This window comes from Rubricoccus marinus, from assembly GCF_002257665.1.
Classification (GTDB): domain Bacteria; phylum Bacteroidota; class Rhodothermia; order Rhodothermales; family Rubricoccaceae; genus Rubricoccus; species Rubricoccus marinus.
Genome location: NZ_MQWB01000010.1, coordinates 103,307 through 115,391, shown reverse-complemented (window position 1 = coordinate 115,391; position 12,085 = coordinate 103,307). Strand labels below are relative to the sequence as shown.

Below are 12,085 nucleotides of genomic sequence, written 5' to 3'. Positions count from 1 at the left end.
CGATCCGCCGGTTAGGCCGGCCTACCGGACAATCCTGTTCCGATACTTGTCGGACCCCGGCACGGGGTGTATGGCGGCATGGCTTATCACCACGTCTCCGACACCTACATCGCGCTGTTCTCGCACTTCGTGGCCTGCGGCGTCTGGGAGGCCGTCTACATCCTGGACGGGCTCCTGAGAAACGACTCGGTCCTCCAGCCCGATACCGTCCACGCCGACACGCACGGGCAGTCGGAGCCTGTGTTTGGACTGGCGCACTTGCTCGGCATCCGGCTCATGCCCCGGATGCGGACCTGGGACGACGTGGCATTCTACCGGCCCGACGCGGAGGCGAGCTACCGCCACCTCGACGCGCTGTTCACGCGGACGGTCGACTGGAAGCTCATCGAGCGCCACTGGGCCGACCTGATGCAGGTCGCGCTCTCGGTCCAGGCCGGAGCCGTGCTCCCCTCGATGCTGCTCCGGCGGCTGGGGACGCAGGCGCGGAAGAACGCGCTCTACCGGGCGTTCCGCGAGCTCGGCCGTGTCGTCCGCACGCTGTTCCTGCTGGACTACGTGACCGACCTGCCGCTGAGGCGGAGCATCCGAGCGGCGACCACCAAGGTCGAGGCGTACAACGGGTTCACCGAGTGGATCCGGTTCGGGGGTGAGTCGATTCCGACCGGGGACCCTGTGGAGCGGGAGAAGCGGGTCAAGTACACCGACCTCGTGGCGTCGGCCATCATGCTCCAGAACGTGGCCGACATGAGCGACGCACTGACTGGGCTCGTCGCCGAGGGCTGGGCGGTCACGCCAGGCCAGGTCGCGCGGCTGAGCCCGTACGGGACGTCGCGGGTCAAGCGGTTCGGGGAGTACGTGCTCGACATGGACGGTGCGCCTCCGCCGCTCGTGCCGCGTCCGCTCGGGCTGACCGAGGAGCCGCCACCGCTATGATGACATTTTGCACGTATCCCGAAGGTCCCCCGGACGGAGCCGTCGAAGCGTGGCTCGAACCCGCGCCTCAGGGGGACAACCTCAGGCGGCCGAGTGATCCGTCGTGATGAGCTGTTCGATGGCCGCGCGGACCTCCCGCTCGTACGCCCGGCGCCGCAACCGCCCCTCCATCCCGTGCGCCACCTGCTCCTCGCGGGGCGCGTCGGCGGGACCATATCCGATAGACCCGATGACGCTCGCGAAGGCGCGCTCGCGGTCGTTCGTGGCCGCCTCGTAGCGCGCGATCCGCTCGTCCACGTACGCCTCGACCTCGGCCCGGAGCTCATCGTCGGTCGCGTCGGCGAGCGAGAGGTCGACGCCGGAGAACTGGCGGGCGTGCTCCCACACGTGGACCGGGACCGGCACGACGACACGGTCGTAGCTGGCCTGGAACGGTACGCCCTCGACTTCGAGATAGACGTAGCGGTCGTCGCCGATCTCGTGGTAGAGATGGAACGTGGGGCCGTGGGCGATTGTGGCTTTCGTCGACATGGGTAGGGAAGAGGCTGCGCAGTGGTGGCCGCCTATGCGGCTACGCTCCGCCGCTCGACCTCATGAGCGACGGCCGTTCGGACGAAGTGGTTCAGGCTCTCAGACCCCGCCTCGGCCGCGACGGCTGCGGCACGATGGAGGTCGGGCGTGAGCCGGACGTTGAACCGGCCGCTGAACGGGCGGTCGGGGTCCTTGCCGATCTCGGCGCAGAAGTCGAGGTAGTCGTCGACGGCGCCCTGGAAGGCGGCTTGGATGTCGGCGGCGCGCTCGGCCTCGAACACGACCGTGTCCCCGAGGTCGAGGACGCGACCGAAGAGAAGGGTGTCGTCGGGGCGGTACTCCACCTTGGCGTGGTAGCCTCTGTAGTCGAGCATGAGACCAGAGTGGCTAAAGCTGAACGACGTGCACGGGGCCGTCGTAGCGCTCGAAGTCGGAGTCCGTCGTGTAGACGGTTGTCGCGCCGGCGTCGAGGAGCGAGGTGAGGATGATCGCGTCGGCCATCGCGAGCCCGTTTCCGTGTGCGAGTCGGACGGCACGGTGGAGCCGGTCGGCCCCGTCGTCCGCCCCGAGCCATACGACGCGGCACGTGACGGGGAGCGAGCGGACGAGCCCTTCGGCCACGTCGCGGGGCAGGACGCCGCCCCGAAGGCCGAGGCGCTCGAGTTCGAAGAGCGTGATGCAGGAGATGGCGCCGACGGCGCGCTCGGCACGTACGTCGTCCCAGGCGGTCGTCGCCTGGGCGTCGCGTGCGTAGAGGCGCTGGAAGAACCCGGTGTCGAAACCGAGCACAGTGTCGCTGGTGGTGCTCGTCTCCATCAGAGCTCGCGGTCGGAGCCCGCGCGGAGCGCGTCGAGCTCAGCGTCGAACTGCGCGGCGCCGTTTGGATCGGGAGCCGCGGAGCCGACGAGCGCGTCGATGGCCCCGAAGGCGCGGCGGCGGCGCTCGGTCGCGACGTGCCCCGCGATGGCCTCGGCGACGACGGATGAGACGGAGCGCTCCGACTCGGTGGCGAGCTGTCTCGCCTGGTCGGCGACGTCGTCGGGAACGGTGACGGTGAGGCGCATGGGATCAGGGGCGTGTGGATTCAGTCATCCAACGTACGCACTGGAGCGCATCGTGTGGTGTGGTGCGTGGGCGTGCTTACTGAGCGCGCCGCTGGTGCTCCCTTTCTGGCGCCCGATAGGCGGGGTGTATCGGGCGCGAGCTGTTTCTGACGGGTCAGATATGACTTATGAGAATGACGGTTCTCGATAGGCGTAGCTTCCGCGACGCGACCCTCCGACCGCTCGGCGGCATCGGCCAGTGAATGAAGTGAAATTGCAATAACGGAATGAACGAGCCGACCCTTCCCGTCCCAACTCTCTCGGCCGTCGAGGTCGAAAGCCCCCGGCCCGGCCCCAACCCGGCGACGGTCTACCTCGCGCGGCTCGCGCCGGGATCTCGCCGGACCATGCGCGGCGCGCTCGCGACGGTCGCGGCGATCTGTGTGCCCGACGCCGACCCGCCTCTGGCGCCGGAGGCGTTCCCGTGGTGGTCGTTCCGGGCCGAGCACGCGAAGGCCGTCCGGGCCGCCTTGGCGGAGCGGTTCAAGTACACGACCGTCAACAAGACGCTCTCCGCGCTCCGCGGAGTGCTCCGCGAGGCGTGGGAGCTCGGGCTCATGGAGACCGAGCATTACCACCGCGCCGCGGCGGTCCGTGCCGTTAAGGGCTCGAGCGCGGCGGCGGCCACGGGACGGTCGCTCGCCAGAGGCGAACTGCGGGCGCTCATCGAGGCGTGTCTGACCCCGGTTTCGCCCCGGAAAGGTGACGCGCCGATCGTCACGGAGAAAGGACAACGCGACGCGGCGCTCGTGGCGCTGGGCTACGGGTGCGGGCTCAGGCGCGACGAACTGGCGACGCTCATGGTCGGCGACCTCGACCTCGTGCAGCGGCGGGTCGTCGTGCGCGGCAAGGGCAACAAGGAGCGCGTGGTGCCGATTCCACCGGGGGCGTTCCACGCCCTTCGGGACTACCTCGCGATCCGAGTAGAGAGACTCGTCGATGCCCGCGACGAGCCCTCCCTCCTCTCACCTATATATAGTGACACGCCGCTCTTCGTCCGGGCGCGCCGGGGCGGCCGGCTTGACCGCGCGGCCGCGTCGATCACGGGGCAGGCGGTCTACCACGTGCTCAGAACGCGCGCCGCCGAGGCCGGTGTGAAGGTGTTCAGCCCGCACGACCTCAGGCGGAGCTACGTCGGCGACCTGCTCGACGAGGGCGCCGACCTCTCCGTCGCGCAGCAGCTCGCCGGACACGCGAGCCCGACGACGACGGCGGGATATGACCGGCGGGGCGAGCGCGCTAAAGAGCAGGCCGCTTCCCGGCTCGACGTGCCATACGGGTAACGCTGGCCACGGGGTGCGACCTTAAAGGCCGCGTCTCAGTCACAATCTCCGCGCCCTCCCTTGGTTGACTTCAGCAAACGTCTTCAGAAAGCGGCTCACAACCGTCCTGTAGACCCCATTCAGCTCTACGACACCCTAGACCGCGCGAGCGACAAGGGTCCTTTGCGACCGGCTCAAACAGCGATTCTATCGGACTGGCACTCGAATCGCCGAGACGAAAAGGATCTGATTGTCAAGCTCCACACCGGGCAGGGCAAGACGCTGATTGGGTTGCTCATGCTCCAAGCCCGTCTCAACGAAGGGTCAGGGCCAGCGGTTTACCTGTGCCCGAACAACTTCTTAGCATCACAGACTTGCGAGCAGGCCCGTCAGTTCGGGATTCGGGTGTGTACAGCTACCCCTGAAGTTCCAGTCGAGTTCTCGAGCAGCGAGGCGATTCTCGTCACCTCCGTCCAGAAGCTCTTCAACGGACTCACTCGGTTTGGTCTAGACTCGGACTCTGAGGAGGCCGGGACGGTCCTCCTCGACGACGCCCATGCTTGCATTGACGCGGTCCGCAGCGCCGTGCAGATTACGCTTTCCCGCGAGCAGGGGGCCTACCAGGAGATCGTTCATCTCTTCGAGGAACCGTTGAAGCAGCAGGGGGCTGGCACCTTTGCAGACATCCAGAGCGGGGACGTCGGCGCATTTCTGCCTGTACCCTATTGGGCCTGGCGAGACCGTCGAGATGAGGTGGTCGATATTCTCGCACGTGCCAATCATGCTAAATCGAAAGATGTAAAGTTTGCCTGGCCACTCATCAAGGACGAGATCGAGGAGTGCGCCTGTGTGATTTCCGGGAGCCATCTGGAAATCATTCCGCACGTCCCCCCCCTTGACCGGTTTGGCACCTACGCGCGAGCGGAGCGCCGCGTGTTCATGTCGGCTACGCTCGCGAACGACGCCTTCCTCGTCCAAGGTTTGGGACTGTCACCGGAGGTAGTCCGGAGTCCGCTCACGTACGAAGGCGAGCGTTGGTCGGGCGAAAAGATGATCCTGATCCCGTCATTGATCGACCCCTCTCTCGACCGTGACTACGTCGTCAGGCGGTTCGCAAAACCGGACGCGCATCGGTCCTACGGAGTCGTAGCTGTTGCCCCAAGCTTCAGCAAGACGCTCGTGTGGGAGAAGTACGGCGCGACCGTTCCTCAGACGGCAACCATTGAAAGCGAGGTCAGGAAAGTCCGAGAGGGGAAGTACGAAACCACGCTCGCCCTCGCCAACAGATACGATGGGGTTGACCTTCCCGACGCCACGTGCCGCGTCCTGGTGTTGGACTCGGCCCCCCAGGCGGAGAGCCTCGCTGTACAGTACGAGGAGTCTTGCCGCCCTGGGAGCGAGTCGTCGCTCATCCGGACGGCTCAAAAGATTGAGCAGGGGATGGGGCGGGCCGTTCGAGGAGAAAAAGACTACTGTGTCATCGTTTTTACTGGGCCGGACTTGGTGAAGAGCGTCCGCCTGCCGAGGGCCCGGCAGTACCTGTCGTCGCAGACGCGGGATCAGATTGAGATCGGAATGAAGGTGGCCGAGTTTGCCCAGGACGAGATCAGGGACGGGACGGACCCCGCCGAGGCGTTTGCCAGCCTGGGCCAGCAGTGCCTGAGCCGGGACGAGGCGTGGAAGGCGTACTACGCTGAGCAGATGGACGAGGCTCAATCCGAGGATCGCGATGACAGGTCCCTCGACGTGTTCTCGATCGAAGCCGAGGCGGAACGTCTGTACCGCAGTGGGGACGTAGCCGGTGCCTGCCAAACGACCCAAGCGTTGATCGACGAGCACGTGGCCGACGAGTTCTCGCGGGGGTGGTACCTCCAGCAGATTGCCCGTTACCTGTACCCGCGTGAGCGCGTCGAGTCAAACAAAATGCAGATCATTGCGCACAAGAAGAACACATACCTGCTGAAGCCGAGCACTGGGATGGTCGTCGAATCGCTCACGGCGATCAACCAAAGCCGAGCGGTCGCCATTCTCGCGTGGGCTGACGGGCAGGGGACACGGGAGGGGTTGCGTGTGGCCGTTGAGAGCCTGTTGGCCGACATCGTCTTCGGTGTGCGTGCGGAGCCGTTCGAGGCGGCCCTGGACGACCTCGCCAACGCACTCGGTCTCTCTTCCCAACGGCCTGACAAGGAGTGGAAAGAAGGACCGGACAACCTGTGGGCTCTCCGAGCGGGGGCCTATGCCGTGATCGAGTGCAAGAGCGAGGTTCTCCTCGGAAGGACGGCTATCAACAAACGGGAAGCCGAACAGATGAACCGTTCCTGCGCTTGGTTCGAGAGGCACTACGAAGGGCGGAGCGCGGTCTATTTAATGGTCCACCCAACGCATCAGCTCGAAAGTGCGGGCGCCTTCACCCACGACGTGAGTGTCATCACGAAACGAGGACTGCGGCGTCTCGTGGAGAAAGTGCGGGCGTTCTTTGCCGAGTTCTCCACGAGTGAGCCGGGGTCCGTCACGGAACTCCGTGTGCAGGAGTGGCTCGATACTCACCAGTTGGATATAGACAACCTTTTCCGTGACTGCTTCCGGCCCCCGAAGCTCCAGCCCCGGTCGTGAGCGCCGGTGGGGTTGTATTTGACGTCAGCCTCTGGCGGACCGGCTCGGAATCATGCTCGGTCGGCGGACGACGACGACATCTACAATTCGGTCGTCGCGTTTGAGAAGCGCGTCTCGGAATGCGTCGTACAGCTCAGGGTAATGGGTATTGCAGTCGTCGTAGACGTAGGCGACGAGGGCCTCGTAGGGACTTTGTGGCCCGAAGTAGAGACCCAGGTCCCCCGCGATCTGCTCTTCGAACTTGTTGAAATCCTTCTTGGTGCGGGCAAATTTGACCTCAATGATGAGAGAGAGGTCTTCTATGGACAGGTCGTACCGGGGCTGGGTAAAGCCGAACCCCTTGATGTACTGCTCCTCGAGCACTTCGGCCCCAAACAGCGGGTACAAGACAGCGTAGAGGAAGTCCTGCACGTGGTACTCGTTGTCAATGAGCCACCGAGCTGGGGCAGTCCCGCTCCGCCGGGGCTTTTCCTCCCATACCCACCTCTTCATTGCCCCCTGTGTACGGTTGAGCAGCCTGACCACGTCGCGCGTCGTCGGCACCGCTCCGCTAGCGGCCTCTGAGACGAGCGAGTCAAGCGCGACGAGCCACGCGGAAGCGCGCTCGAGGTCACCGGGACCTGGGGCAGGCTCCGATACCACACGGGCAAGGAGACGTACGCGCTCGTCGTTCGCAAGAGGGGGCACGCTCTCGTAGGCGCGCGGCCATGGTCGGCGAAGCGCGAGGTCCGTCGTGGCTGCGTTCAAGGAGTCTGTACCAACACGGACCGACAGTCGCCCCCTTGGTTCGATCAAGTCAAGCGCGAGGGCTCGGAGACGGCCCATTCCAGACGCCGCAGACGCCGCGTTCGCGAGGCCCACAGCGAGGTCACTGGAGGCCTCGCCTTCGAGGGAAGAGAGGCCGTCGGCGACGCCAAGCAAGGCCGCATCGTCGGCGATCAGGGCTGAGAGGATCGTCCCGTCCCGCTCGATCATACTCCGGAGCCTCTCCGCGAACTGCGCCTTCGCCTGAGCATCCGCTGCACCCGCACCGATCGCAAACCCGAGGTAGGCAATCGGAGGGTAGCCCTCGTAGGAGAGTGCGCTCACGGCCCCATCCGTATCGAACGGTCTCCGGAGCAGGTCGTCTGGGGGCAGCGACATGTGGAGGAGCCGGAGCACCAAACCGTGGGACTGGCGGCTGGCCCCCTCGAAGCCCCCCTCCACGACGGCACGCAAGATCTGCCTCCGGTCTGCGATGGGGTCAACCAAGGCGTCGGGTGGGGGACCCGGCGGCGACTCGGATTGGGAGCTCATAAGAACCACTTGCTGCCTCGCAGTGCCCCGAGCGTGACGGCGCCGGGGTCCCAGCCCGTGACGGGCCGGAGGTCGGCGAGCCGCTGAGCGATCCACCGCGAGTAGAGGATGGTCACAGGCTCTCCCGATGGGAAGAAGCTCCGCCACGAGAGGAAGGAGAAGTGGAAGACCTGGCGGACGAGGTAGGTGAGGTCGTCGACATCCGAGTCCGGATGGATCTCGATGAGCATGGGCTCGGGGGCACCGTCGAGGTCGGTCTTCAACTCGCGGGGTCCGACGAGTTGGAGAAGCGCAGTCCGGGGATCGAGTTGGAAGCACAGCCCTCTATCGGGGACGCCGGGGCCTTTCATGACTTTCCCCCGACGGCCCGGGGGGTAGTACGGGACGCCCGCCTTGTCGGGGTCGAAGAGCCGAAATGCGTGGAAGGTGGTAAGGTTGAGGAACGCAAACTCCACTGCGTACCGGTCCTGCAGGAGGTCATCAACGACGCCCCGGACCGCCTCGATCTCGGTCCGTTTCAGCGGTTTGTAGACGTGGAACACAAGGCGGACGCGATCGCCCGGCTCCCACTCGTTCTCCGTCTCGACATAGCGGATGGTGTTGCGGAGGCTGTCGAGAAGGGCCTCGGCGTACCCCTCGAATTCGACTTCTCGCGTGACGTCCCACGCGAGGTAGCGCCCATTGCCCTGGAAGAAGGTGGTGATGCCCACGTACCGCTTGCGGGGGCCGAGGCGGCGCTCGAACGACTCGGTGTACCCGATGCCGATGACGACCTCACGGCTGCTGGGGTTGCGGGTGCTGATGACCCACGGCGTGCCGCCGAGCTTAGCGTAGGAAGCGAGCCCGACATTATTGAGGATGTACGGGATCTGCCGTGGTGCGGCCTCGACCTTCTCCGACGTGACGGCCTGGACCGGGACCCCCTTCGTCATGAACTCGGACTTCGCAACGAAATAGGGATTGGCGTCCCCCTTGAGTCCCCTGTATTCGGTCCTGGTTTGGACAATAGCGAGGTCAGGGCGCCTCGGGAGCCTCCCGAGGACTCGCCCGATAGCAGCACGGTACGTCTCCGGTCGCCCGTCCGGCATCTCCTCGTACTCGTACCTCACTCGCCGGAGGTGGTACTTGCCGAGGAGCCCTCCCGCATATGGGTTCTCGCGGCGGACCTGGGCGTTCTTGGTTGCCCCCTCCCATTCCGAGGTGGGGAACCCGTCTCGAAGTTCGTCGACGAACTGCTCGACGCGGACGCGCTCGCTCGCCTCGCAGACGACGACGACGAGGGGCTCGTTCGCCTCGTGCAGCATGTACTGGAACGGCCCGTACTTGCTGACACCATCATCAGGGTGTTGCCCGGTCTTTCGCCCTTGAGGTCCGAACAGGCACGTCGGGCGACTCGTCGAGATCATAAGGGGAAAGAGGCCGTCTCCACGTTCGAGGAAATCTCCGACGCGGGCGGTCGCCCCACCCACGTTCAGCGCAACGTGGTCTCGTAGGCCTGCGAGGGTGTCCTCCAGATGACCCAGTTGCCCCGTGGCGGTCGCATAAGAGCGCCTGAGCGTGTGCAACCGGTCCCCGATGGCACGTGCGTCTCGACCGTAGACGGTGTGAATCGCGGCGGCTAGGTTCTCGGACCGGGGCTCAACGAGAGCCGACCTCGCCTCGATCTGTTCGGCAAGGCCGCCGCTGTCACCATCTCCCTGCTTCTGGTCTGTGAGGAGGAGGCGTCCGTCTCGCACGTCTCGGACACGACCGAGCGTCTCGAATCGGGGGAGCAGGAAGTCGTCTCGTTCCTTCGAACGCTGCCCCACGTACATCCCACGCGGATCTAGCCCCCGGCTCATCAACTCGCTGACGGGGATGTCCATCACGTTGGACGTATTGAGGTCGATTAGGAGGCCGAGGTACGGTGTCGGTTTGTTGCCCTTTGGGTAGAGCAGGCGGGTGTCGAGCCGGAACCGGACGTACACGTCCAAACCGGAGAGCGGACTGATTTCCGCGTTTCGCTTTTGGGCGACATCTTGGACGGCCCTACTTAGGAGTTGGTGACGCTGAGCAGAGGCCCAGAAGATGACGGGGTTGCGGCGGCGGAGGACGGTGTAGCGCCCTTTGAGCCACGAGACGATCTGGCTCTGGATTACTCGACTCGCGAGGTAGAGATTTTCGTCGAGCCGCTGGGCTTTAGTATCTCCGAGAGGGGCCGCCCCGGCAACGCCGACGTTGGCGATCAGGCCCTCTCGACGGTCAAAGCGGAATACGTGGGTGTCTCTGTACTCCTCACGTAGGGCTGCGGAGGCCTCCTTACCCTCGTCCGGGAGGTAGCCGATGTCGATCGTGTCGCGGTCGAACGAGAGGGGGGCTGCGTTGAGGATAATGCTCATGACGTGGGATCGATTCGCGAGAGGAGAGTCGCTACGCGCTGGAACGCATCCTGCCGGACCTGATCGTACTCGTCTGTGCCCGGATTGAGGCTGAGGAAGCCGGCAACGTCGACGGGGCCGTGGTGGTCGACAGATGCGAAAGCGTCGCCGAGACGGCCGAGGGCTTCTTGCACGAGGCCGTGGCCTGCCTGCTCGGCGATGGCCGCCGCCAGTCCGTCGAGGCCTGCCGGGTGGTGGCGGAGAAGAAACCAGACGTCGTAGGCGTCCTTCGGCTTGTCGCGGAGGGCGAGGGCAGCGGCCTTGGTGACGAGGAACGGGACGGGACCAGCCACACGAATTTGAGAGCGGGCAAGGCGCCCGTCAGGTAGGGCACCGTCGAGGGCGACCTCGACCGTGAGATCTCGCTCGAAAGCCAAGTCAGCGCCCCTGGCTTTGCGCGGGCGCGTGCCCTGCACCGCCTGGGAGCGGCGGTTCCGGCCCGTCCCGCCGTACTCGGCCGCGAGGAGGTCGAGTTCGACGACAACGGGGTCCGGCGTGCCGCCGTCGCCGAGAGTCACGTCGCGGTAGAACACGAACTGGCGGGCTGGGTCGGGGTCGTTCCGGTAGCCCGCGTTCTCCAGGAGGTCGCGGAGGCGGGCGTAGCCCGTGTCCGAGAGCGCGACGTGGTCGAGCGCGAGGTCAACGTCGGTCGAGCCGACGTGGCCTGCGCCGGGAGCGAGAAGTTCGGGGACCCAGCCGCCGACTAAGACGATGTGGTCGCCATACTCACCGAGCACGCGCGCCAGTTCCAAGAGCACGCGGCGTGTGGCTTCGACGGCGCGGGAGGGGTAGTCGAATTCGGTCGTCTTCAACGGCGGAGGTCGGCCCAGGCGGGCGCGAGAGCGTGGCGGCGGAGGAAGTCGGCGGCCTCCTCTCCCCTTCCCTTCTCACGTGCTAGGTCAAGGACGAGCTGGACCGGGTGAACGACTGGTACACCATCGACATCATGGGCACCGTAGAAGGCGCCGTTGTCGTAGGGCTCGTGGAGCCGGACGTTCGCGCCTGTCTCCACGGGCCTGAGACCTGCACGCTCAGCGACGTCCTTCAGCGCGTCTGCCTCGATGAGGATGCTGGCGTGGGAGTAACGGACGTGGGGAGCGACACGCTCAGCGCCAGAGAATGACGTGAGCGCAGCGCGGGCGCCCGAGGCCCGAGCGGCGTCCGCGATGCGGCGCTCGGCCTCCGAGACAGAGTCGAGCGAGTAGTAGCCACGAGGCTTCGGTCGGCGACGGTCGGCGGCGAGCCAAGCGTTGAGGAGGCCGTTGGGGTCGGCGAGAGCGAGCCCGTCGGGCGAGTCTCGGGCGTACTCGCCGTCGAGGAGTGAGGCCTTGGCCTTGGCGACGAGGCCGAGGCTGACGTCGAGTTCGTCGGCGAGTTCTTGGAGTCGCCAGACGCGGGCGGGGTGGGCGAGGAGGGCGCGGGCGACACGCGAGGTTTTGGGCGCGAAGAGCGAGGTGTACGGGCGCTCGACGGCGTGGGGGTTGGCGAGACCGGACCGCTCGACGTAGACGGGGCCGAAGGCGAGGCGGGCGTTTCCGGCGAGGTCGAGGTGGCCGACGCCATGCTCTGCGAGGACGGCGGCGGACCGCTCCGAGACGTAGGGAGCGCCCAAGATGGCCGACGGGTGGGGCACGCCGTCCGAGCGGAGCGCGTTGATGTGGGCCGTGAGCCTGCGGGCGGCGTCGCGCACGTTGCGTGGCTGGGCGTTGCCCTTGGCCTCGACGACGAGTGTGTGGACCGCGCCCCCAACGAGCGTGACCGCGAGAGCGCCGTCGGCGCGTCCTGCCTCTCCGCCTAGTGCCTCGGGCTGAGAATCGACCGAGCGCACCGACGGCACCTGGCTCAGGAGGGCGCCAAGGCGGCTCAGGATCGTGGAGGCGAGTTCATGTTCTTTCACCCTGGCAAGCTACTTCACCGCTCGGTGAAAATG

The 12,085-nt window shown here is 66.0% G+C and carries 10 protein-coding genes and 1 pseudogene; 3 read left to right on the top strand and 8 right to left on the bottom strand.

The features are described 5' to 3' along the window. Positions 1-57 precede the first annotated feature (57 nt). Positions 58-933 (top strand): annotated as a pseudogene (locus BSZ36_RS17385) (Tn3 family transposase); the annotation flags it as partial. An 81-nt stretch (positions 934-1,014) separates the two neighbouring features. Here BSZ36_RS17385 and BSZ36_RS17380 read toward each other — a convergent pair. Genes BSZ36_RS17380 through BSZ36_RS17365 form a run of 4 tightly spaced genes read right to left on the bottom strand, consistent with a single transcriptional unit; the run spans position 1,015 to position 2,528 of the window. Further along, positions 1,015-1,464 (bottom strand): hypothetical protein, encoded by a 450-nt coding sequence (locus tag BSZ36_RS17380; protein WP_094551631.1) that lies wholly within the window; start codon positions 1,462-1,464, stop codon positions 1,015-1,017. Between the two features lie 32 nt (positions 1,465-1,496). Further along, positions 1,497-1,838 carry a type II toxin-antitoxin system HicB family antitoxin gene (locus BSZ36_RS17375; protein ID WP_094551629.1) on the bottom strand — a complete coding sequence of 114 codons (342 nt, stop codon included), beginning with the start codon at positions 1,836-1,838 and terminating at the stop codon, positions 1,497-1,499. Between the two features lie 13 nt (positions 1,839-1,851). Further along, positions 1,852-2,280, bottom strand: coding sequence for a type II toxin-antitoxin system VapC family toxin (locus tag BSZ36_RS17370; RefSeq protein WP_094551627.1), 429 nt, complete (start codon positions 2,278-2,280; stop codon positions 1,852-1,854). Further along, on the bottom strand, positions 2,280-2,528 hold the full coding sequence (locus BSZ36_RS17365; protein ID WP_094551625.1) for a ribbon-helix-helix domain-containing protein: 249 nt from the start codon (positions 2,526-2,528) through the stop codon (positions 2,280-2,282). The genes BSZ36_RS17370 and BSZ36_RS17365 overlap by 1 nt, the downstream gene beginning before the upstream one ends. A 266-nt stretch (positions 2,529-2,794) precedes the next feature. Between BSZ36_RS17365 and BSZ36_RS17360 the strand changes: the two genes are divergently transcribed. Beyond that, entirely contained in the window at positions 2,795-3,850 is a 1,056-nt protein-coding gene (locus BSZ36_RS17360) for a tyrosine-type recombinase/integrase (protein ID WP_094551623.1), read from the top strand. Between the two features lie 60 nt (positions 3,851-3,910). After that, entirely contained in the window at positions 3,911-6,442 is a 2,532-nt protein-coding gene (locus BSZ36_RS17355) for a DEAD/DEAH box helicase (protein WP_094551621.1), read from the top strand. Between the two features lie 24 nt (positions 6,443-6,466). Here BSZ36_RS17355 and BSZ36_RS17350 read toward each other — a convergent pair whose 3' ends face one another. The 4 genes from BSZ36_RS17350 to BSZ36_RS17335 are packed head-to-tail and all read right to left on the bottom strand — an operon-like array spanning position 6,467 to position 12,052. Further along, positions 6,467-7,693: a PD-(D/E)XK nuclease domain-containing protein gene (locus BSZ36_RS17350; protein ID WP_143536972.1), complete on the bottom strand. Its 1,227-nt coding sequence runs from the start codon at positions 7,691-7,693 to the stop codon at positions 6,467-6,469. Between the two features lie 41 nt (positions 7,694-7,734). Then, positions 7,735-10,116: a Piwi domain-containing protein gene (locus BSZ36_RS17345; RefSeq protein WP_094551617.1), complete on the bottom strand. Its 2,382-nt coding sequence runs from the start codon at positions 10,114-10,116 to the stop codon at positions 7,735-7,737. Continuing rightward, on the bottom strand, positions 10,113-10,967 hold the full coding sequence (locus BSZ36_RS17340; protein WP_179271270.1) for a nucleotidyl transferase AbiEii/AbiGii toxin family protein: 855 nt from the start codon (positions 10,965-10,967) through the stop codon (positions 10,113-10,115). The genes BSZ36_RS17345 and BSZ36_RS17340 overlap by 4 nt, the downstream gene beginning before the upstream one ends. Continuing rightward, complete coding sequence (locus tag BSZ36_RS17335; protein ID WP_094551613.1) at positions 10,964-12,052, bottom strand: type IV toxin-antitoxin system AbiEi family antitoxin; 1,089 nt, start codon at positions 12,050-12,052, stop codon at positions 10,964-10,966. The genes BSZ36_RS17340 and BSZ36_RS17335 overlap by 4 nt, the downstream gene beginning before the upstream one ends. Between the last annotated feature and the right edge of the window lie 33 nt (positions 12,053-12,085).

Bases quoted from the DNA above. Each gene is read 5' to 3' on its own strand.
- BSZ36_RS17380 (WP_094551631.1), bottom strand. From the start codon at position 1,464: ATGTCGACGAAAGCCACAATCGCCCACGGCCCCACGTTCCATCTCTAC.
- BSZ36_RS17375 (WP_094551629.1), bottom strand. From the start codon at position 1,838: ATGCTCGACTACAGAGGCTACCACGCCAAGGTGGAGTACCGCCCCGAC.
- BSZ36_RS17370 (WP_094551627.1), bottom strand. From the start codon at position 2,280: ATGGAGACGAGCACCACCAGCGACACTGTGCTCGGTTTCGACACCGGG.
- BSZ36_RS17365 (WP_094551625.1), bottom strand. From the start codon at position 2,528: ATGCGCCTCACCGTCACCGTTCCCGACGACGTCGCCGACCAGGCGAGA.
- BSZ36_RS17360 (WP_094551623.1), top strand. From the start codon at position 2,795: ATGAACGAGCCGACCCTTCCCGTCCCAACTCTCTCGGCCGTCGAGGTC.
- BSZ36_RS17345 (WP_094551617.1), bottom strand. From the start codon at position 10,116: ATGAGCATTATCCTCAACGCAGCCCCCCTCTCGTTCGACCGCGACACG.